This is a genomic window from Streptomyces sp. ICC4 (genome assembly GCF_003287915.1).
In the GTDB taxonomy this organism is placed as follows: Bacteria; Actinomycetota; Actinomycetes; order Streptomycetales; family Streptomycetaceae; genus Streptomyces; species Streptomyces tritrimontium.
Genome location: NZ_CP030286.1, coordinates 6262770 through 6285339, shown reverse-complemented (window position 1 = coordinate 6285339; position 22570 = coordinate 6262770). Strand labels below are relative to the sequence as shown.

Sequence of the window (22570 nt, the reverse complement as noted above, 5' to 3'; positions counted from 1 at the left end):
ATTGCTGCTCTGGCTTAACAGGGTCTCAGACCATGGCCCAAGCTACACACGGGCGGTCACCAGTGTGACCATTTGTGCGGGAGGCGGCGCTCCTTTGCCCTGGATGCGGTGCGACTTCCCGCCGTATAGGGGCCGTATAGGGGTGGGGGGTTCGTCAGGCCGATTTCGAACGCTTACGATCCTCTGCGTGTCCAAACTGACCGACGTGCCCAAACGGATCCTGATCGGCCGGGCGCTACGCAGCGACCGCCTCGGAGAAACGCTCCTCCCGAAGAGGATCGCCCTTCCTGTCTTCGCATCCGACCCACTTTCCTCCGTGGCATATGCTCCCGGCGAGGTCCTGCTGGTCCTGTCGATCGCAGGCGTGTCGGCGTACCACTTCAGCCCCTGGATCGCCCTCGCGGTCGTCGTGCTGATGTTCACGGTGGTCGCTTCCTACCGACAGAACGTCCACGCCTACCCCAGCGGCGGCGGTGACTACGAGGTCGCCAACACCAACCTCGGGCCCAGGGCCGGTCTCACCGTCGCGAGCGCCCTGCTCGTGGACTACGTCCTCACGGTCGCCGTGTCGATCTCCTCCGGAGTCGAGAACCTCGGCTCCGCCGTCGATTTCGTCATCGAGCACAAGGTGCTCTCCGCGATCGTCATGATTCTGCTGCTCACGCTGATGAATCTGCGCGGTGTGAAGGAATCCGGGAACCTCTTCGCCATCCCGACCTACGTGTTCGTCGGCGCCGTCTTCGTGATGATCGGGTGGGGCGCCTGGCGCGGCCTGGTCATGGGCGACACCATGGAGGCCCCGACGGCCGGCCTGGAGATCAAACCCGAACACCAGGGGCTCGCCGGCTTCGCGCTGGTCTTCCTGCTGCTGCGCGCCTTCTCCTCCGGCTGCGCGGCGCTGACGGGCGTCGAGGCCATCAGCAACGGCGTACCCGCCTTCCGCAAGCCCAAGAGCAAGAACGCGGCCACCACCCTCGCCCTCATGGGCGGCCTGGCGGTCGTCATGTTCTGCGGGATCATCGGCCTGGCCATGGCCACGAACGTCCGGATGGCCGAGAAGCCCGCCACCGACCTGTTGCAGAACGGCGTCCCGGTCGGCGACGGCTACGTCCAGAACCCGGTCATCTCCCAGGTCGCCGAGGCCGTCTTCGGCAACGGCAGCTTCCTGTTCATCGTGCTCGCCGCGGCCACCGCGCTCGTCCTCTTCCTCGCCGCGAACACCGCGTACAACGGCTTCCCGCTGCTCGGCTCGATCCTCGCCCAGGACCGCTACCTGCCGCGCCAGCTCCACACCCGCGGCGACCGGCTCGCCTTCTCCAACGGCATCGTGCTCCTCTCGGGCGCCGCGATACTGCTGGTCTGGATCTACGACGCCGACTCGACGAAGCTGATCCAGCTCTACATCGTCGGCGTCTTCGTCTCCTTCACGCTGAGCCAGATCGGCATGGTCCGGCACTGGAACCGCCACCTGCGCAGTGAGCGAGACCAGGCGGCCCGCCGCCGGATGCACCGCTCGCGGGCGATCAACACCTTCGGCGCCTTCTTCACCGGCATGGTGCTGGTCGTCGTCCTGGCGACCAAGTTCACCCACGGCGCCTGGGTCGCCCTGCTCGGCATGGTCATCTTCTACGGAACGATGACCGCGATCCGCAAGCACTACGACCGGGTCTCCGAGGAGATCGCCGCCGCCGAGGGCCCGAGCGACGACAGCGTGCGCCCCTCGCGGGTCCACTCCATCGTCCTGGTCTCCAAGGTCCACAAGCCCACCCTGCGCGCCCTGGCCTTCGCCAAGCTCACGCGCTCGGACCGGCTCGAGGCGCTCAGCATCAGCGTCGACCCGGTGGAGACCAAGGCGCTGCGCGAGGAGTGGGAGCGGCGCGGCATCAACGTTCCGCTCAAGATCCTCGACTCCCCGTACCGCGAGATCACCCGCCCGGTGGTCGAGTACGTGAAGGGCCTGCGCAGCGAGAACCCGCGCGACGCCGTCAGCGTCTACATCCCGGAGTACGTCGTCGGGCGCTGGTACGAGCACCTGCTGCACAACCAGAGCGCGCTGCGGCTCAAGGGCCGGCTGCTCTTCACCCCCGGTGTGATGGTCACCTCGGTGCCCTACCAGCTGGAGTCCTCGGAGCTCGCGAAGAAGCGGGCGAAGAAGCGGGCCGAGTGGAACGCCCCCGGCGCGGTGCGCCGCGGTCCGGTGGACACTCCGCGGCCGCGCCCGAAGGACACGGCGGGGAAGTAGCTCCCGCCCGCTCCCGCGCGCTGGGGCCCGCTCCCGCTCCGGCGTGGTGAACGGCCGGACGAGATCCACGTAAACTGGTGGGTCGGTCGTCCGGCCGTTCGGCGTTCACGCATGTCGCCTTCCTTACTTAGCCTTGGAGCCTCCCCACCATGACGGAGCAGAACGAGAAGCAGTCACTGGTCGGGGAGGAGTACGAGGTCGAGGTCGGCCCCGTCGCACACGGGGGCCACTGCATCGCCCGTACCGCCGAGGGCCGCGTCCTGTTCGTCCGCCACACCCTGCCCGGCGAGAAGATCATCGCCCGTGTGACGGAGGGCGACGCGGACTCCCGCTTCCTGCGCGCCGACGCCGTCACCGTTCTGGACCCCTCCAAGGACCGCACCCCGGCCCCGTGCCCGTACGCCGGCCCCGGCAAGTGCGGCGGCTGCGACTGGCAGCACGCCAAGCCGGGCGCCCAGCGCCGGCTCAAGGGCGAGGTCGTCGCCGAGCAGCTGCTGCGGCTCGCCGGCCTCACCCCGGAGCAGGCGGGCTGGGACGGCACGGTCATGCCGGCCGAGGGCGACAAGGTGCCGGCCGGGCAGGTCCCGCAGTGGCGCACCCGCGTGCAGTTCGCCATCGACGAGGACGGCCGCGTCGGCCTGCGCAAGCACCGCTCGCACGAGATCGAGCCGGTCGACCACTGCATGATCGCGGCGCCGGGCGTCAGCGAGCTCGGCATCGAGCAGCAGGACTGGCCCCAGATGGCCACCGTCGAGGCCATCGCCGCCACCGGCTCGGGCGACCGCCAGGTCGTCCTCACCCCCCGCCCGGGCGGCCGCCTCCCCCTGGTCGAGCTCGACAAGCCGGTCTCGGTCCTGCGCGTCGAGGAGAAGGACGGCGGGGTCCACCGCGTCCACGGCCGCCCCTTCGTGCGCGAGCGCGCGGACGGCCGCACCTACCGCGTCGGCATGGGCGGCTTCTGGCAGGTCCACCCGCAGGCCGCGGACACCCTGATCAAGGCCGTCATGCAGGGCCTGATGCCGCGCAAGGGCGAGATGGCCCTCGACCTCTACTGCGGCGTCGGCATCTTCGCGGGCGCCCTCGCGGAGCGCCTCGGCGAAACCGGCGCGGTGCTGGGCATCGAGTCCACGAAGCGCGCGGTCGAGGACGCCCGGCACAACCTGACCGACTTCCCGCGGGTCCGCATCGAGCACGGCAAGGTCGAGGCGATCCTCCCGAAGACCGGCATCACCGAGTGCGACCTGGTCGTCCTCGACCCGCCCCGCGCGGGCGCCGGCAAGCAGACGGTCCGCCAGGTGGCCGGCCTCAACCCGCGCCGCATCGCCTACGTGGCGTGCGACCCGGCGGCCCTGGCCCGCGACCTCGGCTACTTCAAGGAGGCGGGCTACAAGGTCCGCACCCTGCGCGCCTTCGACCTCTTCCCGATGACCCACCACGTGGAGTGCGTGGCGATCCTGGAGCGGGTGGCGAAGGACGCCTGACCCCGCGCGGCCACGGCCGTACTGTCGGCGCCGCGGTCCGCTCTCGCGGGGGCCACGGTGCGGCTGCCGCGCGGCCACGGGCACCTGCGGCTGCTGTGCACTTCTCGCAGGCGCTGCCGCCGGCTCAACGCGCTCCCCAAGGGGCCGCCGTTTCCTTCGCCGGGCCGGCGGGGACGGTGACGGGCTGGGGCTGGAGCACGTCCTCGCCGTAGAGGTCTTGGACCCAGGCGGTCTGGTAGACGGTTTCGAGGTAGCGCTCGCCGAGGTCGGGGGCGATGGCGACCGCCGTCACCGGCTGTTCCTGTTGGGCCAGCCATTGCGTGGCGCCGTTGACGACGGTGCCGGTGGAACCGCCGAAGATGAAGCCGTGGCGGGCCAGTTGATGACACGTGCGGATCGTCTCGGCTTCGTTGACGTGCACCACGTCGTCGACGTAAGAGGTGTCGAGGAGCGGGGGGCGGATGCTGGTGCCGAGGCCGGGGATCATGCGGCGACCGGGCGTGTGTCCGAAGGTGGCGGAGCCTTCCACGTCGATCGCGACGATGCGTACCGGGCGGTGCCAGGTGCGGAAGTAGCGGGCGCACCCCATCAGGGTCCCGGTGGTGCCGGCCCCGACGAAGAGGACATCGAGGTCGGGGAAGGCGCGGGCGATGGCCGGTGCGGTGGTGCGGTAGTGGGCGGTCTGGTTGTTGGGGTTCGTGTACTGGTTGAGCCATACGTAGCGGTCGTCGGAGGCGCACAGGGCGCGGACGTGGTCGATGCGGGCGCCGAGCAGGCCGCCGGTGGGGGAGGGCTCGGTGATGATGTGGATCTGGGTGCCGAGGGCTTCCAGGAGCAGCCGGGTCGCCAGGTTGCAGCGGGAGTCGGTCACGCACACGAACCGGTAGCCCTTGCTGGCCGCGATCATGCTCATCGCCACGCCGAGGTTGCCGGAGGATGATTCGACCAGGATGGAGCCGGGGGTGAGCAGGCCGTCGCGTTCCGCGGCCTCGACCATTGCGGTCGCGGCTTTGAGTTTGATGGACCCCGCGAAGTTGAATCCTTCGCATTTGAGGAACAGCCGGTTCCCGGTGATCGCCTCGAGGTCGATGTAGAGGTCGTCCTGGATGAATGCCTGGGGCGTGGATATGACCGGCACGGTTACCTCCCTGTCAGCGCTCACGGCGCCGTCTGGTGCCGCCGGCCCGTGTGGGGGCTGGGGCTGGGGGCGGCTCGGGGAAGACGTCGCCTGCTCCCACGTCTTCGGGACTCCTCCAGTACGCGGGCTGGCCGTGGTTCTGTCATGCCACCGAAAGTCGGGGCTTGACGCCGGCCGCCATCAGGGGTAGAGGCCGGGCGGCACGGCTCTCGGGTGACCGCCTGCGCCCGGCATGCCCGCAAGGCAGGGGGCGGCGGAGGCCGGCGCCGGCGGTCGCGTACCGCTGCGAATACGTGGTGTCAAGTCACGACATTCAGCGGCGTGACGGATATGTCCCTGCCGGGCTTACTGGAGGGGTGGCATCGCGAATCCACCCCTTGAACGCTTGTGGTCTCGATGCCGAAATGCACCTCCGGCAGCGGAATGCGAGGAGACCACATGAAATCCGCCCATGCCTGGACGGCCGGCCCGCCCGGCACCTCGACGCCTTCCGGCAGTACGCCCGAAGACGGGCCGCGTGGCACGTCCGGCGGCCCGGCGGCCGAGACCGCGCGGCTCCTCGCGGAGGTGCTGGCCGATGTCGTGGGTGTGGAGCAGGTGCCGGTCGACAGCAACTTCTTCGATGATCTGGGCGCCGATTCGATGGTGATGGCCGGGTTCTGCGCCCGGGTCAGGAAGCGGGCGGACCTGCTGCCCGTATCGATGAAGGACGTCTACCGGCATCCCACGGTCAACAGCCTCGCCTCCGCGCTCACCCACGCCGCGCTCGAGGCCTCCGCGCCCACCCGCACCGCGCCCGCGGCCTCGGGGCCCGTGCCCGTCCAGCCGTCTGTCCGTCCGGCCGTCCCGGCATCCGCGCCGGCGTCCGCTTCGGCGCGCGGCGTGGGGGCGCGGGCGGGCACCGGGCAGTACCTGCTGTGCGGAATGCTGCAGTTCCTGGCGTTCCTCGGCTATTCCTACCTCGCCGCCCTGGCCACGGTCCGAGGCTTTGAGTGGGTCGGCGCCGGCGCCGGTGTGCTCGACGTCTACCTGCGCTCCGTACTGGTGGGCAGCGCGGGCTTCGCCGGCGTGTGCATGGTGCCGATCGTGGCGAAGTGGACCCTCATCGGTCGTTTCACGCCCCGCGAGTTCCCCGTCTGGAGCCTCGGCTACGTACGCTGGTGGCTGGTCAAGACCTTGATCCGCGCAAGTCCGGTCCGCCTGTTCATCGGGTCGCCGGTGTACGTGGCGTACCTCAGGGCGCTGGGCGTGAAGATCGGGCGCAACGTAGCGATCTTTTCCACGCACATCCCCGTCTGCACCGATCTGCTCACGATCGGTGACGGAACGGTGATCCGCAAGGATGTGTTCTTCTCCTGCTACCGGGCGCACGACGGTTTCATCCAGACCGGCCCCGTCACCCTCGGTAGCGACGTCCTCGTCAGCGAACAGACCGTCCTCGACATCAACACCTCGATGGGCGACCGGGCCCAGCTCGGGCACGCCTCCAGTCTGCACGCCGGTCAGACCGTCCCCGCCGGCGAGCGCTGGCACGGGTCACCGGCCGAGCCCACCGGCACGAACTTCCGCACGGTCGGCGCCGTCGACTGCTCCACCGCCAGGAAGGTCCGCTACACCGCCGGGCAGCTCCTCGCCCTGCTGCTGGTCTATCTGCCGCTGGCCACGGGCGGCGTCACCGTGCTGCTGGCCGCACTGCCGCAGCTGAACACGTCACCGCTTCGATCCGGGACTTCGGCGTTCACCAGCGGGACGTTCTATCTGGGTGCGCTGGCCGCGTCCTTCGTGCTGTTCTTCGGCGCCGCTCTCGCCGGGCTGGTCATCCAGGGCGTGGTGCCGCGCCTGCTCAACCTGGCGGTCAAGCCGGACACGGTCTATCCGCTCTACGGCTTCCACTACGGTCTGCAGCGGGCCATCGCCCTCCTGACCAACAGGAAGTTCTTCAGGGAGCTTTTCGGGGACAGCTCCGCGATCGTCCACTACCTGCGCTATCTCGGCTACGACTTGTCCCGTGTCACACAGACGGGTTCGAACTTCGGTATCGAAGTGAAGCACGACAGCCCGTTCTTGACCTCGGTGGGCAGCAAGACGATGGTCGCCGACGGCCTGTCGGTCATCAACGCCGAATTCTCCAGCACGTCATTCAGGCTGTCCCGGGTCTCGATCGGCGCCGGCAGTTTCCTCGGCAACCAGATCGCCTATCCCTCGCGGGCCATGACCGGTGACAACTGTCTGCTGGCGACGAAGGTGATGGTCCCGGTCGACGGAGAGGTACGGGAAAACGTGGGCCTGCTGGGCTCACCCCCCTTCGCCATTCCCCGCACGGTGATGCGGGACACCCGGTTCCAGGACCTGGAGAGCGGCAGCGAGCTGCGCCGGCGCCTGGCCGCCAAGAACCGGCACAACGCCGTCACGGCGGGGCTGTACCTGATGGCGCGGTGGATCCACGTCTTCGTCATGACCCTCCTCGGCCTGGCCGCCGCAACCCTCTACCCCTCGCTGGGCGCGTCGGCGTTCGCGCTGGCCGGTGTCCTCACACTGCTGTTCACCGTCGTCCACTTCGCGTTGATCGAACGGGCCACCACCGGGTTCAAGGCCCAGAAGCCGCTGTACTGCTCGATCTACGAGCAGTCGTTCTGGCGGCACGAGCGCTTCTGGAAGATGGCGTCGGTCCATTACGCGCAGGTCTTCGACGGGACCCCGTTCAAGAACGTCGTCTGGCGGCTGTTGGGCGCGCGGATCGGCAAGCGGGTCTTCGATGACGGCTGCGCCTTCCCGGAGCGGACCCTCGTCACCATCGGGGACGACTGCACGCTGAACGCCGGCACGGTGGTCCAGTGCCACTCGCAGGAGGACGGCGCCTTCAAGTCCGACCGCACCGCGATCGCAGACGGCTGCACCCTCGGTGTCGGCGCGTTCGTCCACTACGGCGTGACGCTGGCAGACCGCGTCCAGCTCGCCTGCGACTCCTTCCTCATGAAGGGCGAGCAGGTCCCGCAGCGGGCCCGGTGGGCAGGGAACCCGGCCCGGCAGCTTCCCGACGGCACCCCGCCCTCCGCAACGCCGCCGGCGTCCCCGTCCGGCGCCGTACCCCTCCACCCCGACCCGCTCGGCGGCATCTGACACCCCACCACATCGTCGGTACCAGCACAGGAGAGAGACCCCTCATGGCACTCAACGCATCCACCAGCAGAGAGTTCTGGCACGGCGTCCTGGCCGCCGGCAGCGGCTTCACGCCCCTTCCGCGCTGGACCCGGGTGCCGGTGGCGGGCGTGGCCGAGTACGAGACGCCGGTCCCAGCCATCCAGGCGACAGCACTGCGCCGACTGGCAGAGGACCTGGCGGTACCGCTGGACTGCGTGCTGCTGACCGCCCACGCGAAGGTGCTGGCCGCGCTGAGCGGCGAACAGGAGGTCACCACCGGCTACGTCGCCGCCGTCGGCGGCCGGCCGCTGCCGTGCAGGCTGACGACCGGCCCCGGCTCATGGCGGACCCTGCTGCAGCACACCCGCCATGCCCTCGCGCAGGTGCTGGCCCACCAGGACTTCCCCGTCGAGGACCTCAAGCGCGAACTCGGCCTGGCCGAAGCGCTCTTCGAGACCGTGCTCGATCCCACCGGCATCGGCCGTGACCTCCCCGGCGCCGACGGCGAGCCGGCCCCGGACGGCAGTGACCTGGCCGCGGACACGGCGCTGTGGACGGGCATCGCCCACCACGACGACGGCCGGCTGACGCTGCGGCTGCGCTACCGCACCGACATCCTCGACGCGGACTGCGCCGCCCGGATCGCCGGATACCACCTGACCGTGCTCGACCTGATCGCCGCTGACCCGGATGCCGATCACGCGGACCAGAGCCTGGTGTCGGCCGAGGAGCTCCGTTTCCAGCTCCACGGCCTCGCCGGGCCGCGCCGAGAGCTGCCCGAGCGCCGGGTGCACGAGCTGTTCGAGCAGCGCGTACGGCAGCACCCGGACGCCGTCGCCGCCCAGCAAGGCGACCGGAAGTGGACCTACCAGGAGCTCAACGCCCGCGCCAACCGGCTGGCCCGCGCGCTGCGGTCCCGAGGACTGCACCGTGAAGGGGTGGTCGCGGTGGCAATGGAGAGGAACTTGGACTGGCTGGCCGCGGTCCTGGCCGTCTTCAAAGCCGGCGGCGCGTACCTGCCCATCGAGCCGCACCTGCCGGCCGAACGCATCACAGCCATGCTGGCCCGTGCCGGATGCGGGCTCGTGATGACCGGGCCGACCGGCGCCACCACCCTCCAGCCGGCCCTCGCCTCCCAGCCCGCGGTCCAGACGCTGTTCGTCGACACCGCCTACGGTCAGGAGCATTCCGGAACTGATCTCGGTATCGATGTCGCACCCGACCAGCTGGCCTACATCTACTTCACCTCCGGCTCGACGGGTGAGCCCAAGGGTGCGATGTGCGAACACCAGGGCATGCTCAACCACCTCTACGCCAAAATCGACGACCTCGAGATCGGCGAGGGGCAGGTGGTCGCCCAGATCGCGCCCCAGTGTTTCGACATCTCGCTGTGGCAGTTGCTCGCCCCCCTGCTGGTCGGCGGGCGGACGCTGCTGATCGAGCAGGAAGCGATCCTCGACGCCGCACGGTTCGTCGACACCGTTGCCCACGGCAAGGTCACCGTGCTGCAGGTCGTCCCCTCCTACCTCGACGTCGTCGTGTCCCATCTCGAGCAGCACCCCCGGACGCTGCCGGACCTGCGGTTCGTGTCGGTCACGGGTGAGGCGCTGAAGAGGGAACTCGCCCAGCGCTGGTTCACCGCCCAGCCCCACATCAAGCTCGTCAACGCCTACGGGCTGACCGAGACCAGCGACGACACCAACCACGAGGTCATGGACCGCACACCGGACACCGACCGGGTCCCGCTGGGCAGGCCGGTCAACAACGTGCACCTCTACGTCGTCGACGAGCACCTCAACCCGGTGCCGCTCGGAGCGCCCGGCGTGATCGCCTTCTCCGGGGTCTGCGTCGGCCGCGGCTACGTCAACGACCCCGAGCGCACCCGGCCGACGTACCTTGCCGACCCGCACCGTGAGGGCAGGCGCCTGTACCGCAGCGGCGACATCGGCCGCTGGCGGGCCGACGGCAAGCTGGAGTTCCTCGGCCGCCGCGACAACCAGGTCAAGATCCGCGGTTTCCGCATCGAGACCGGCGAGATCGAAAACACCCTGCTGCGAGCGCCCGGGGTCCGCGACAGCGCCGTGGTGGTCACCGAACGGCCCGACCACAGCACCCACCTGGTGGCGTTCTACACCGCCCCGCACCCGCTCGAAACCAGCATCCTGCTGGACCGGCTGGGCGCGTCACTGCCCGGGTACATGGTCCCCTCGGTCATCCACTGGCGGGAAAGCCTCCCGCTGACCGCCAACAGCAAGATCGACCGGAAGGCCCTGACGGCCCTGGCCGCGCGACTTCACGCCGCCGAGGACGAGGTCCCGGCGCCGAACACGCCCGCCGAACAGCGGCTGGCGGCCGCGTGGGCGAGCGTGCTCGGCATTGCGCAAGGCCGGATCGGCCGGCGCGACAACTTCTTCGACCGGGGCGGCACCTCCCTGTCGGCCGTAAGGCTCGCCATCACCCTGGACCGCGCCGTGTCCCCGGCAGACGTCGTCCGCCACCCCGTCCTCACCGATCTGGCCCGGTTCCTGGACACCGCATCCCACCGGCTCCCCACCGCGCAGCCGCCCTCCCCCTGATCGCCGGCCGCCTCCTCCTTCTCCTCCTCGTCCGGGGACCGCGTAGGGCTGGGGTCCGGGCTTGGGGATGGTGCGGGTGGTGCCGAGCTGGGGAGACCGGCCCCTGGCGGCATGGGTGAGGGCGTCGACAGGCCGGCGCTTGATGCCCAGGCGGGCGGCGGCGGTCCGGTAGACGTCGCTCTGTTCCCGGGGACGGACTGCGACGACGTGGATCTCGCTGCGGAACGCGGATCCTTCGGGAGCCAGGCGCGTGGCGTAGACGATGCGCCAGGCCGCGCGTGAGTCGACATAGACCTTGCGGAGCCCGTCGAGTTCGTGGGTGAGCTTCCCGCCGAACAGGTTCGCGTTGACGACGTCTTGGATCTTGGCGAGCGCGAGGTCGCGGATGTCGCTGGGCGCTTGGAGAAGGTCGGTCAGAGCGCGCGGGTCGAAGGTCAGGCCGAAGGCGGGTTGTTCGTGGCCGCTCACGAGGCCGCCTCGACGCCGTGCTCCGTGTCGTCTGCCGCGGTGGCCACCGGGCGGGTGGATCGGCCGGGGCCTCGCAGCAGGCGGTGGGCGGGGCGGTCGGGGTCGGTCTGGCAGGCCGACAGCGGTCCGCCGGCTGCGCGGACGGCGGCCATCGCGTGGCTGAGGAAGTCCCGGTGCCACACGAACATGCCGCTGGGTCCGGCTTCGGGGTCTTTGTGCTGCTGGTAGGCCATCCACAGGGCGTGCAGCCACGCCACGACGTCGAGGTGTTCCTGCCACTGTTCGCACCACGGCGCGGATGTGGTGATCTCCGCGCCGTAAACCGGCATGAGGAAGTCCTCCACCCAGTCGGTCAGGGAGTCCAGTTCGTTTTCCCGATCTTCGCCGTCCAGCTCCAGGATCGGCTTCGGCTCGGGCGGCAGCACGGGGGCGGGCATGCCGGGCAGGCCCGGCATCGTGAACCCGGCGAAGGGCATCGGGTCGGGTGCGGAGGACAGGCTGTCAAGCTGCCGAGCCTGCTGGGCCGACTGGTCCAGGAGCTTGCGGACGCTGGCCTCGATGCTCTCCAGGTCGGCGTCGGGGACGCGGATCGGGTCCATCTCCTGGCCGTCGTGGCCGTCTATGGGTTCGAGCACGAAAGGTCTCTCCTCGCAGCCGCATGCGGCACGTCGGAATTCGTAAAAGGGGCTGGAGTTCAACGATCCGCACATTCCCCGGTTTGGCTGACCGGGGATGTCGTGCTACAAAGCCCGGCGCACGGCGGGGACAGGAATACGAGAGGCCGTCTCCCTGTCCCCGCCACATGGCGTTTGGGTCAGGCTGTGAGGACGAAGTCGTCCTGGGAGTACGTCTGCTGGAGGGCTTCGGTGAGACGGTCGGAGGCGATCTCGGCGTAGTGTCTGGTCTTCTCGACGCCGATGAAGTCCCGGCCCTCCAGTAGGGCTGCGACACCTGTGCTGCCGGATCCGGCGCAGAAGTCGAGGACGGTTCCGCCGGGCGGGCTGATCTTGACGAGCTCGCGCATCACCTCGACCGGCTTCTGCGTGATGTGCTGCCTCTTCTTGCCCGCCGGCTGCGAGCCGGAGTACAGGCCCGGGAGGTAGACCTCGTTCCGGGAGCCGTCCATGTCGCCGTTGGACCCCCAGACGATGAACTCGCAGTTCTGGGTGAAGCGCCCCTTCTGCGGGCGGGCGGCGGGCTTGTGCCAGGCCAGGACCCCGCGCCACGTCCAGCCGGCGGCCTGGATCGCATCCGTGGTGATGGGCAGCTGGCGCCAGTCGGTGAACAGCAGCGCCGTGCCTCCGGGGCGGGTGGCCCGCTGGGCTTCGGTCATGATCTGCGTCAGCCAGAAGCCGTACGACCTCTGATCCATGTTCTCGCCGGTGAAGTCGGCCAGGGTGTGGCCGGCGTCGCCCGAGGTGTACTTCTGTCGGGCCGTGCGGCTCGTGCGCTCCTTCGCCGTCCGCCCGCCCGAGTTGTACGGCGGGTCGGTGATGACGGAGTCGACGCAGTTGTCGGGGAGGCCGGACAGGACGCTGAGGGCGTCGCCCTGGTGCAGGGAGAAAGGCAAAGAGGTACCCCAATATCGGTTCGGGAAAGGGCGGGAGTGGGCTCCAGCTCGCGGCAATGCCGCCCCTGTCCGGATGCGGACATAGGGGTGCCATAGGGCCACAGGGCGGTTGTGCGAGGGGAGTTCCAAAACAGTAGGGCACGATCCCCGGTTGACCACGGTCGCCGCGAAAACCCTTGAAATAGAGCCTTGATCATCTTTTTCTTGGTCAACCGGGGATCGCCGCTTACTGTTTTGGAACTGCCCGGTGCACACAGCGTCGATGGCTGTAATCCCCCGTCATGCCCACACGGAGGCACCCCCTTGTCCCGGCACACCTGACCGCCCGGACGTCATCGCGAGCGGGAACTCGCGCCGACGCCCCGAGGCACAGCTCACCCATCACCCGGCCTACCGCGCTCCTTCTCACATCTCCACGGCACCGCGCGGCCGGGACTTCACACACTTCAAGGACACCGCCATGCCATCCCTGCGCCCTCCCCTGCCTGAAACCCCGCCGCCGACCGTGACCGGCGAGCGCGGAGGCACCCCGGGTTGAAGGCCGTAGCCGCCGCCATCGGCGTCCTCTGCCTCTCCCCCCTCGTCCTCGCCACCACCGCCACCATGGCCGCAGCCGGAAGCGGCGCAGCCTCCAAGGGCGCCGCCTGCGCGCCCGGCGGCAGCAGCGTCGATGCCGCCGCGGTCGCCAAGCAGGTCGCGGCGATCCTCGGCGGCCAGGGCGGCGACGGCTCGATCCGCGTCGAAGGCCTGGAACTGCCCGCCGAGCAGATCCCCCACGCCAAGACCATCGTCGCCACCGGCATCGCCCTGAAGGTCCCCGAGCGCGGACAGGTCGTCGCGCTCGCCACCGCCATCCAGGAATCCCGGCTCCGCAACCTCAACTCCGGCGACCGCGACAGCCTCGGGCTGTTCCAGCAACGGCCCAGCCAGGGCTGGGGCACCCCCGAGCAGATCCGCGACCCCGTTTACGCCGCCACCAAGTTCTACAAGGGGCTGCTGGCCGTCAAGGGCTGGCAGCAGATGACCATCACCCAGGCCGCCCAGGCCGTGCAGCTCTCCGGTTTCCCGAACGCGTACGCGCAGTGGGAGCCGCTGGCCCGGGCACTGCAGCAGGCCATCGTCCAAACCCTGCCGAACGGCGGCACAGGCCAGACCGGCCAGGAACCGGGTACCGCTCCGGGCGGCGCCGGAGGCTGCAAGCCGGGCGAGGACGGAGCCGGCTGGGGCTCCATCCCCGAAGGGACCGTCCCCGCCGGATACAAGATCCCCGCCGACGCCTCGCCGAAGGTCCGCATCGCCATCGACTGGGCGATGCACCAGCTCGGCACCCTCTACCAGTGGGGCGGCACCTGCACCGCGCCGCACGGCCCCGACCCCATGGGCCGCTGCGACTGCTCCAGCCTCATGCAGCAGGCCTACGCCAAGGCTGGCATCCAGCTCACCCGCACCACGTACACGCAGGTCAAGGAGGGTGACGCCGTACCGGCGAACACCCTGATCCCCGGTGACCTGCTCTTCACCCGCGGCACCGCCGCCGTCCCCGAGCACGTCGGCATGTACATCGGCGCCGGCCTGGTGATCAACGCACCGCGCACAACGAAGCCGGTGCGGATCGAGAAGGTCGGCGACTGGCAGATCCTCGCGGTCCGCCGAATCCCCGCGCTCAACAGCTAGACCACCGCCCGCCGATGCGGGCCTGCGCCGGGCCCCTCTTCGCCCAGAGCGCCCCTCCCCCTTCCCCGCACAGCCGCAGGGCCTCTTAGGCCTGCGCCCGCAAGGAGCTTCGCCATACCCATTTCACTCGCAGACCGCGTCCTCTACCTCGCCTACGACCCCGGAATCACTCCAAAGGAGGGCGGCCTTCCCGGGCTCGACGTCCTGAAGAAGGTCGTCAACTCGATCAACATGTTCGGCATCATCGCCGTCGTCGGCGCCCTCGCCATCTCCCTCGGCGTATGGGCCTGGGGCCACCACAGCGGCGGCCACCAGGCCGAGGCCAACGGCAAGAAGGGCGCCGTCGTCTCGGCCGGCGCGGCCCTGGGCCTGGGCGCCGCCAACGGCATCGTCGCCTTCTTCTCGGGACTCGGGACCCAGGTCCACTAGTGCCGAAACGTTCCCTCTCCCCCTTGCACCGGGCCACCACCCACTGGACGACCGGCCGACGGATCCTCGTCGCCGCCGTGGTCATCACAGCCCTCCTCGGGGCCGCCGGACTGACTGCCTGGTTCACCTCCCGCAGCGGCAAGTCCGAGACAGGTGCCTCGCCCGCAGCCCCAGCGCCGAGCTCGCCCGCCGGGACGGCCCCGAAGACGTCCGTCGGAACGGGCTCGGTCCCGGCTCCACCCAAGGTCACCGATCCGCTCGCCTACGCCAGGGCGGCGGCGGTGCTGCTCTGGTCGTACGACACCCGCACCACCAGCCGCGACCAGCATCTCGCCGGCATGAACGCGTGGATGACCCGCGAGACGAAGTACACCGACTGGACGGCGATCTCCGGACAGATCCCGGACCCGGTGCTGTGGTCGCGGATGGCCGACAACGCCCAGTACGCCACCGCCGCCGTGGGCGAGGCCCACTTCCCCTCGGCGTTCAAGCAAGCCCTCGCCGAGAACCCCTCCGCGATCACCGAGGCGTACATCTACGCGGTCACCGTCACCGGCAAGCAGACCATCGCCTGGAGGAACGGCGGAGGCGGCGCCGAGGACCGCGCCGTCACCCTCGCCGTCCAGTGCCGCCCCAGCACCGATTGCGCCCTGGTCTCCCTCGCCCCGAGCGTCGCCCCGTAACACGCCACTGAAGACAAGGAGGTATCCCTCCAGTGGACTTCTGTTCCATTCCCCTCGCCAGCAAACTGTGCAGCGCCGCCGACGCCATCGACTTCGTCAACGATCCGGGCAAGGCGATCACCGAGGGCATCGGCAACTGGATCGCCAAGTCGGCCGGCGAGTTCGCCGCCGCATCCGCCGACCTCGCCGCCGAAGCCGTCAACGCCACCACCAAAGTCGACCTGCGGGCCGGCTGGTTCGTCGCCAACTACGAACTGCTCCTGCCGATCGGCCTGACCCTCCTGGTCGCCACGTTCTGCGCCCAGCTCATCCGGGCCGCCGTCAAGCGCGACGGCCAGGCCCTGGCCCAGGCCTTCACGGGCACCGCCAGCGGCGTCATCTTCTGCTTCGTCGCCATCGCCGGCACCACCATCGCCATCGAAGTCGTCGACGCCCTGTCCGACGGCCTGTTCGCGGCAGCGGGCACCTCCATCGAAGAGGCGGTGCGGCGCATGGTCAAGGCCAGCTCCGTCGCCTCCATGGTCCCGCTGGGCTGGATGATCCCCGGCATCGTCGGCATCGGAGCCGGCACCGGGGCCATCCTCTACTGGTGCGTGATGATGGTCCGCAAGGTCGGCATCCTCGTGCTGGTCACGCTCGCCGTGTTCGCCGGGGCCGGCGGCGGCTGGGAAGCCGCACGGCGCTGGCGCCGGGGCTGGATCGAAGCCACCGCCACGCTCGTGGTCAGCAAGCTGCTGATGACGATCGTGTTCCTCCTGGGCATCTCCGCCCTCGGCCAGACCCAGGCCAAGGACGGACTCGGCGCCCTCGCCGACTGCCTCGCCGGAGTCGTGATCATGATGATGGTCCTGCTCTGCCCGTACGCCACGTTCAAGTTCGTCCACTGGGCGGCTGAGGGCACCGACGGCGAGTCGATCCACCGGGCCGGCGGTACCGGCGCTCAGATGGCCAAACAGCACACCGAGCAGGCAGCCCGCAAGGCCGCCGCGATGGCCGCCACGGGCGGAGCCGGCGCAGCGGCCGGAGCCGGAGCCGGGGCATCCCCCCAGGGCCCGGCCAGCTTCCCCGGCGACATCGCCGCCAACCCCACCGGCGGCTCCGGAGGCGAGCAGAACAGCTCCCCGATGCCGTCCTCCGGCGGAGGTGCGGCCACCGACGCGCTGTCCAAGGCCGTCCAGCCTCCGCCAACCAGCGTGAGCCAGGACACCAGCGGGCACCTCGGCGGAAGCATTGGTACTAGCTCAGGCGCCCCGTCCGAGCCCCCCGGTCCGTCCGGTTCCGGCGGCACGGGTCCCGTTCCGCGCAGCACCCAGGGCCCGCCGCAGGGCGCGCCCGCACAGGGCCCGGCCGTCGCGAGCAGTCCCTTCGCGAGCGGCCCCCCGCCCACCGGTTCCTGACCCGTCCACGCCACCCGGGCGGGACACGCCGCACCCTCTGCCGTGTCCCGCCCGGGTTCCAACCCCCGTGCTCCGAAGGCGGCTTCTGCCTTGTCTGACCTTGTCCTCCCCCTCACGATCAAATTCCCCCACCGGTCGCGGCGCGGCGTCCTGCTCGGCCTGTCCCTGCCCCAGCTCGTCCTCACCTCCACGGCCCTGGCCCTGCTTCTGGCCACGGTGGTGTCCACCGGCCTGGTCGGCGCCCTCGCCCTGACCCCGCTCTGGGCCGGCGTCGGCGCCCTCGTCGTCATCCGCCGCCACGGCCGCTCCCTCATCGACTGGGCGCCGATCGTCCTGCGCTACGCCCAGCGCCGCCAAACAGGCCAGACCCTGTGGCTGGCCCGCGCGGTCTCCCGACCCCGCACCGACGGCATGCTCCACCTGCCCGGCACCGCCGCCTCGCTCCGCGTCGTCACCCCGTCCGGATCGCAGGCCGCCGCCGTCCACGACCCCCACACCCAGACCCTGACCGCCATCGCCCGCGTCTCCAGCAGGGCCTTCGCCCTCTTGGACCCCGCAACCCAGAACTCCAACGTCACCTCGTGGGGCCGGGCACTGGCCGGCATCGCCCGATCCGGGCACATCGCCACCGTGCAGGTCCTGGAGCGCACCGTCCCCGACTCCGGGGACACCCTCACCCGCCACTGGACCACCCACGGCCAGCCCCAGACGCCGGTCGCCGGTCAGGTGTACTCCGAACTCGTCGCCTCCGCAGGGCCCGCCGCCGCCCCGCACGAGAGCTATCTGGCGATCTCCCTGGACATGAAGGCCGCCAAACGCCTGATCTCCCAGGCCGGCGGCGGACTGCCCGGCGCCTTCACCGTGCTGGGGCAGACCACCGCCTCCGTCGCCCAGGCCGCGCGCGGCGCCGGATTGATGGTCACCGGGTGGCTCACCGCCCGCGAGATCGCCGCGGTGGTCCGCACCGCGTACGACCCCAAGGCCCTGGCCGGCCTGCAGCAGTGGTCCGAGCACGGCCGGGCCGAAGCCGACCCCGCTGCCGCCGGTCCCGTGGTCCAGGTCGAGGAGTACGACCGGGTCATCACCGACTCGGCCCGCCACGCCACCTACTGGGTCGAGAACTGGCCGCGGACCGAGACCGGCGCCGGATTCCTGCACGGGCTGATGTTCACCGCCGGCGTGCGCCGCTCCTTCTCCCTTATCTACGTACCCCAGGGGCTCGAATCCGCGCTGCGCGACGTCCAGCGCACCAAGGCCACGATCATCGCGGACGCATCCGAGCGCCAGCGCCGCGGCCAGGTCGACTCCGAGGCCGACTCCGTCGAGTACGGCGACGTCAAGGAACGCGAACGCCAGCTCATCGCCGGGCACGCCGACGTCGCGCTGACCGGCCTGCTGACCGTCTCCGCCGAGAGCGACGCACAGCTCGACGCCGCGTGCGCACAGATCGAGACCGCCGCCGTCAGCGCCCAGGTCGACCTCCGGCGCCTGATCTACCAGCAGCCCGAAGCCCTCACCCTCGGCGCACTCCCCCTGGCCCGCACCGCCCTGTAGCCGAACCCCCGCCGCACCCCGCTGCGGCAGCAAGGACCCACCACTTGACCAACCCCACGATCCCGCCCGGCGACGCCCACCCCTACCTGCGGGCCGCGACCGCCGGAATCCGCCACCACACCCGCCAGGCGGCATGGAGCACCACCACCGCCGACCGCGTACACCTGGACGTCCTGCACAGCCACCTCACCGGTCTCCACCTCCTTATGGACCGGCTCGCGGACACCACCCGGCCCCAGCATCCGGCCGCCGGACGGCACCTGGACTCCGCCCACCTGCGCCTGTGGCAGGCCGCGACCAGCCTCCACGACGCCTTCCACACCCTGCCCGCAGCCGAACGCACCGGCGCCGACCCGGTCTGCCGCCCCGACGCGCTGCCCGAGGGGCCACCGGTCCTCACCATCTGCCAGCGCCAGCTCGCCTCCGGCCACGCCATCCGCCGCAAGACCACCCCCGCCGACCACGGCCCCCGCCCGGCACGCACCGCCTGAAGGCAGCCCCCGCAGAAACGATCCGCCCTCATGTCCCAGCACCGTCCCGGCCGCCGCGCCCGCCGCGCCTCCGCCAGCCCCCTGTTCACGCCCCACGGCACCGACCGCTCCACCCGCAGGGCAGCCCGCCGCCAGCTCGCCGAAGCCCAGGCCAAGGCCCGCGCCGAAGCCACCTCCACCTCCGGCGAACACCCACCGGCCGAGCAGGAGATGCCTCGCTCCGCCTACCCGTCCGCCGGGCGGCCCGGCAGCGCCTCGGCCCGCGGCAACCGGCTGCGCCTGCCCGCCCACCGCATGACCACCGCCGTCGCCGCCGGCGCGTACCCGTTCCTGGCCGAAGGTGGCCTGGGCGCCGACGGCATCTACATCGGCCGCGACGTCCACGCCGAAGCCGCCTTCGTCTTCGACCCCTTCACCCTGTACGGCAAGATCGACGGCTTCACCAACCCGAACGTCCTGCTCGCCGGAGTGATCGGCCAGGGCAAGAGCGCCCTCGCGAAGTCCTTCGCGCTGCGGTCGGTGGCCTTCGGGTACCGCGTGTACGTCCCCTGCGACCCCAAGGGCGAATGGACTCCCGTCGCCCAGGCCCTCGGCGGCACCTCGATCGCACTCGGCCCCGGCCTGCCCGGCCGTCTCAACCCCCTGGACGCGGCCCCTCGGCCTCCGTCCGTCGTGGAGGCGGACTGGGCCGGCGAGGTGCGCAAGCGCCGCCTGCTCCTGCTCGGCTCCCTCGCCCGCACCGTCCTGGGCCGCGACCTGATGCCGATGGAGCACACCGCCCTCGACATCGCCCTCGACGGCGTCGTGAAGGCCGCAGCTGCAGCCGGCCGGACCCCGCTCCTCGGCGACATCGCCCACACCCTGGCCCAGCCCGCCCTCCTCGACCAGGCCGCCGGCACCGTCTCAGGCCACCTCGGAGAGGCAGCCCGCGACCTCGCCCACGCCATGCGCCGCCTGGTCCACGGCGACCTGGCCGGCATGTTCGACGCCCCCTCCACCGTCGCATTCGACCCGGCCACCCCGATGCTGTCGATCGACCTGTCCCGCCTCGGTGGATCCGGCGACGACACCGCTCTCGTCCTCGCCATGACCTGCGCCTCCGCCTGGATGGAGTCCGCCCTCACCGACCCGCGCGGCGGCCGGCGGTGGATCGTCTACGACGAGGCATGGCGACTGATGCGCCACGGCCCCCTGCTGCAGCGCATGCAGGCCCAGTGGAAGCTCTCCCGCGGACTCGGCATCGCCAACTTGATGGTCATCCACCGGCTCTCCGACTTGCTCACCGCCGGCGACGCCGGATCCCAGGGCCGAGCCCTGGCCGAAGGACTCCTCGCGGACTGCTCCACCCGCATCATCTACCGCCAGGAAACCGACCAGCTCCACGCCGCGGCCTCCCTGCTCGGGCTGACCTCCGTGGAGACCGAAGCCATCTCCCACCTCAGCCGTGGACGCGGCCTCTGGAAGGTCGCCGGCCGGTCCTTCATCGTCCAACACCTGCTCCACCCAGCCGAACAGACCCTGTTCGATACCGACTCCCGTATGCATTGAAAACGATAGGAATAGCTCGATTCCCGACATCACCAGCCCGGACTACTTCCTCCAGCTCGCGCGAACTGTGGACCGAGTCTTCGACGACGTTCCGAAGGCCGAAGAACTACGTCGAGGCGACGACATCACCCCGGACCTCCACACCGTGGTCGGCGACATCGGCGTCATCCTGGCCGAAATCTGCGAGGAACTGGCCACCAGCAACCGCCACGAGTCCGAGAACCTCACCGGCTACAGCCGCGCCGAACGCTTCGGCACCGCGGCCCTCGCCCAGTGCGCTCCCCCGCTCGGCACCGCCCTCGCCCACCTCAGCCATGTAGTAGACCTTCTCGGCTTCCTCCACGAGACCATCAGGCACTCCTCCACCGAGCGCACGCCCCCGCCGGGGGACGTACGGGTCGTCATCCAGGACCAACTCGACAAGGCCAATACCGCCCTGCGCTCCACCGCCCAGCAACTGCGCGGCAAGGCGACAGAGATCACTCGCGTGTTCCCTACCCGGACAGCCGCCATGCTCGCCCGCTACGCACCCGTCACGGGGCCACCGGCCGTCATACCCATGCCCGGCCGGATCCGATGACCTTGCATCAAGCGCCGGAGGCGGAGGGTCCGTCGACCCGCCTCCTGGCGCCGTTGCCGGATCACCGCAACGTCCTCGACCCCAGCTGGCAGCGAGCCTGGGCGGACTTCGCCCACGTGATCACCCCACTGCGCGAGCGCGGGCTGGTCTGCGACGTCCAGTACGGGATGGACGACTGGCTCGTCTACGCCTGGCCGCCCGGACACGACTCCGTCGTCCTCATCGGGACGCGAGGCGGCTGGCTGGCCACACACGAGGCTCCCGCCGAAGACCGGACCTCGATGACGGTCCTCTACGACTCCACCCATTCTGTCGGCCCTCACGATGTCGGTCCTCTGCTCTCCGCGATCGACGCCCTTCTCGCACGGCTTCCCCGTGCCCCGTCGACACCGGCGCCTGCCAGCGTGCACGTCACTGGGGTCCAGACCCCTGCACCGGTCGCGCGCGGCACCCGCAGCCGTTGATCCCCACCCGCAACTTCGTTCTTCAGGAGGGCTTCCCGTGTACCACCCCGTCAGCATCCACATAGGACTGCATGTCGCCGGTCCGATTTCCCTGCCTCTCTCCGACCCGGTCCAACGGCTTTTGTGGTCAAGGGGGTTCGCCTACTGCTCGCGGCTGGACGCATACACCGCGCCGGCGTCGCTGCCGGTTGAGCAGCAGGAGCATCTCGTGCACCAGGCCGTGCACGCGCTGCAGCCGCTCGGCCTCCCCGTCGCACACCTCCACCACCCGGCGCCCTCGGCATGACCCAATATGATCCCCTGCTCCCCTTCGAGCGGGAGACGCTCAGACGTTCCAGAGCCGTCACCGCCGGCCTGGAGCAATTCACGGCCGGGCTGGCACCGCGCCTGGGCGGGGCATGGAGCCCCCGTGTCCTGCCGACTCCGTATCGGTGGAGCCATGCGGACGACCGGATCTGGGAGCGGGAGGAGGGAGTGCTGTGGCGTGCGCTGCGCCGGGACGGCGACCATCAGCATGCGCGGGCCTTCCTCACCCACGCCCACGGCCTCCAGCTTTGCGTCATCCAGCGGCCGCATCGGCCGGGCGAGTTCCTGGTTGGCACGGTGCTGCCGGCGGGCGTCTACGAGTACGACACGGCACCGCGCCCGCAGGCCGTCTCGGTTCCCGGTGACCCCGCCCGTGCCGCCGCCGCGGTACGGCGCCGCCTCCTTCCGTACTACCGGCTCGCGTCGATGCGCGTGGCCAGCAGTACCAGGTTCAGGCAGGCCCAGCGGGTCACCATCGGCCGGTCTACGGACGGGCGACCGATCGCCGACGTGCTCATGCCCCGCGCCGTGCGGGCCCTGCTCCACGAGGACGGCCGCTGGCACCTGGACCCCGGCACCGGTCTGTGCGTGCCGGCTGCCCACTCCGCCTGCGCCCCCGAGGTCCTCGTCCAGGACGCCGCCGACCGGCTCGGCGGACTCGGCTTCGAGGTCATCCGCAGCGACCAGCATCCGCTGGAGTTGTACTTCCGCTCGCAGCACCCCGCGATCCCCGCTCCGGTGGCCGGCCTGCCGTCCACACGGCCCGGAAGCCCGAGCCGGAGCCGGAACCGCTGACCTGGAACAGCTGGTGGCAACGAACTCCACCTT

Annotated in this window: 17 protein-coding genes and 1 pseudogene; 14 read left to right on the top strand and 4 right to left on the bottom strand. The window is 70.5% G+C overall.

Translation table 11 applies throughout. The features are described from left to right. The first annotated feature begins 187 nt into the window (after nucleotides 1-187). Together DRB89_RS29360 and DRB89_RS29355 are read left to right on the top strand one after the other, a co-directional pair. Nucleotides 188-2242 (top strand): APC family permease, encoded by a 2055-nt coding sequence (locus tag DRB89_RS29360; RefSeq protein ID WP_112451273.1) that lies wholly within the window; start codon nucleotides 188-190, stop codon nucleotides 2240-2242. Between the two features lie 149 nt (nucleotides 2243-2391). Continuing rightward, nucleotides 2392-3723 carry a TRAM domain-containing protein gene (locus DRB89_RS29355; RefSeq protein WP_112451274.1) on the top strand — a complete coding sequence of 444 codons (1332 nt, stop codon included), beginning with the start codon at nucleotides 2392-2394 and terminating at the stop codon, nucleotides 3721-3723. Between the two features lie 124 nt (nucleotides 3724-3847). Here DRB89_RS29355 and sbnA read toward each other — a convergent pair whose 3' ends face one another. After that, a complete protein-coding gene (gene sbnA / locus DRB89_RS29350) occupies nucleotides 3848-4861 on the bottom strand; it encodes a 2,3-diaminopropionate biosynthesis protein SbnA (RefSeq protein WP_112451275.1) in 1014 nt (337 codons plus the stop codon). Between the two features lie 438 nt (nucleotides 4862-5299). Here sbnA and DRB89_RS29345 point away from each other — a divergent pair, with 438 nt between their 5' ends. Further along, entirely contained in the window at nucleotides 5300-7981 is a 2682-nt protein-coding gene (locus DRB89_RS29345) for a Pls/PosA family non-ribosomal peptide synthetase (protein WP_204357847.1), read from the top strand. A 44-nt stretch (nucleotides 7982-8025) separates the two neighbouring features. Beyond that, nucleotides 8026-10578 carry a non-ribosomal peptide synthetase gene (locus tag DRB89_RS29340; protein ID WP_112451276.1) on the top strand — a complete coding sequence of 851 codons (2553 nt, stop codon included), beginning with the start codon at nucleotides 8026-8028 and terminating at the stop codon, nucleotides 10576-10578. Between the two features lie 30 nt (nucleotides 10579-10608). Here the strand turns inward: DRB89_RS29340 and DRB89_RS45030 are convergent. The 3 genes and pseudogenes from DRB89_RS45030 to DRB89_RS29325 all read right to left on the bottom strand — a co-directional run. Next, nucleotides 10609-11046 (bottom strand): annotated as a pseudogene (locus tag DRB89_RS45030) (hypothetical protein); the annotation flags it as partial. Beyond that, entirely contained in the window at nucleotides 11043-11645 is a 603-nt protein-coding gene (locus DRB89_RS29330) for a DUF4913 domain-containing protein (protein ID WP_112453623.1), read from the bottom strand. The pseudogene DRB89_RS45030 and the gene DRB89_RS29330, both read right to left, overlap by 4 nt. Nucleotides 11646-11860: 215 nt before the next feature. Beyond that, a complete protein-coding gene (locus tag DRB89_RS29325) occupies nucleotides 11861-12616 on the bottom strand; it encodes a site-specific DNA-methyltransferase (RefSeq protein WP_112449978.1) in 756 nt (251 codons plus the stop codon). Between the two features lie 534 nt (nucleotides 12617-13150). Here DRB89_RS29325 and DRB89_RS29320 point away from each other — a divergent pair. The 10 genes from DRB89_RS29320 to DRB89_RS29270 all read left to right on the top strand — a co-directional run bounded on the left by DRB89_RS29320 (nucleotide 13151) and on the right by DRB89_RS29270 (nucleotide 22537). After that, nucleotides 13151-14290 (top strand): C40 family peptidase, encoded by a 1140-nt coding sequence (locus DRB89_RS29320; protein ID WP_112449977.1) that lies wholly within the window; start codon nucleotides 13151-13153, stop codon nucleotides 14288-14290. Nucleotides 14291-14404: 114 nt separating this feature from the next. Next, nucleotides 14405-14719, top strand: a complete 315-nt coding sequence (locus DRB89_RS29315) for a DUF6112 family protein (protein ID WP_112449976.1) — start codon at nucleotides 14405-14407, stop codon at nucleotides 14717-14719. A gap of 23 nt (nucleotides 14720-14742) precedes the next feature. Next, the gene (locus DRB89_RS29310) at nucleotides 14743-15402 is read left to right on the top strand and encodes a hypothetical protein (protein WP_239516384.1); all 660 of its coding nucleotides are present in this window, start codon (nucleotides 14743-14745) and stop codon (nucleotides 15400-15402) included. 32 nt (nucleotides 15403-15434) lie between these two features. Further along, a complete protein-coding gene (locus DRB89_RS29305; RefSeq protein WP_112449974.1) occupies nucleotides 15435-16799 on the top strand; it encodes an ATP-binding protein in 1365 nt (454 codons plus the stop codon). Between the two features lie 90 nt (nucleotides 16800-16889). Then, complete coding sequence (locus DRB89_RS29300) at nucleotides 16890-18353, top strand: SCO6880 family protein (protein ID WP_162688780.1); 1464 nt, start codon at nucleotides 16890-16892, stop codon at nucleotides 18351-18353. Between the two features lie 44 nt (nucleotides 18354-18397). Next, nucleotides 18398-18844, top strand: a complete 447-nt coding sequence (locus tag DRB89_RS29295; RefSeq protein WP_112449973.1) for a DUF6238 family protein — start codon at nucleotides 18398-18400, stop codon at nucleotides 18842-18844. 30 nt (nucleotides 18845-18874) lie between these two features. Next, nucleotides 18875-20392 carry an ATP-binding protein gene (locus tag DRB89_RS29290; RefSeq protein ID WP_112449972.1) on the top strand — a complete coding sequence of 506 codons (1518 nt, stop codon included), beginning with the start codon at nucleotides 18875-18877 and terminating at the stop codon, nucleotides 20390-20392. Between the two features lie 67 nt (nucleotides 20393-20459). Then, nucleotides 20460-20972 carry a hypothetical protein gene (locus tag DRB89_RS29285; protein ID WP_112449971.1) on the top strand — a complete coding sequence of 171 codons (513 nt, stop codon included), beginning with the start codon at nucleotides 20460-20462 and terminating at the stop codon, nucleotides 20970-20972. Between the two features lie 53 nt (nucleotides 20973-21025). Continuing rightward, nucleotides 21026-21436 (top strand): hypothetical protein, encoded by a 411-nt coding sequence (locus tag DRB89_RS29280; RefSeq protein ID WP_162688779.1) that lies wholly within the window; start codon nucleotides 21026-21028, stop codon nucleotides 21434-21436. Between the two features lie 282 nt (nucleotides 21437-21718). Then, on the top strand, nucleotides 21719-22537 hold the full coding sequence (locus DRB89_RS29270) for a hypothetical protein (RefSeq protein WP_162688778.1): 819 nt from the start codon (nucleotides 21719-21721) through the stop codon (nucleotides 22535-22537). Nucleotides 22538-22570 lie beyond the last annotated feature (33 nt).

Coding starts and splice junctions, on each gene's coding strand:
- DRB89_RS29355 (WP_112451274.1), top strand. CDS start 2,392: ATGACGGAGCAGAACGAGAAGCAGTCACTGGTCGGGGAGGAGTACGAG.
- DRB89_RS29345 (WP_204357847.1), top strand. CDS start 5,300: ATGAAATCCGCCCATGCCTGGACGGCCGGCCCGCCCGGCACCTCGACG.
- DRB89_RS29340 (WP_112451276.1), top strand. CDS start 8,026: ATGGCACTCAACGCATCCACCAGCAGAGAGTTCTGGCACGGCGTCCTG.
- DRB89_RS29330 (WP_112453623.1), bottom strand. CDS start 11,645: ATGGACCCGATCCGCGTCCCCGACGCCGACCTGGAGAGCATCGAGGCC.
- DRB89_RS29290 (WP_112449972.1), top strand. CDS start 18,875: ATGTCCCAGCACCGTCCCGGCCGCCGCGCCCGCCGCGCCTCCGCCAGC.
- DRB89_RS29270 (WP_162688778.1), top strand. CDS start 21,719: ATGACCCAATATGATCCCCTGCTCCCCTTCGAGCGGGAGACGCTCAGA.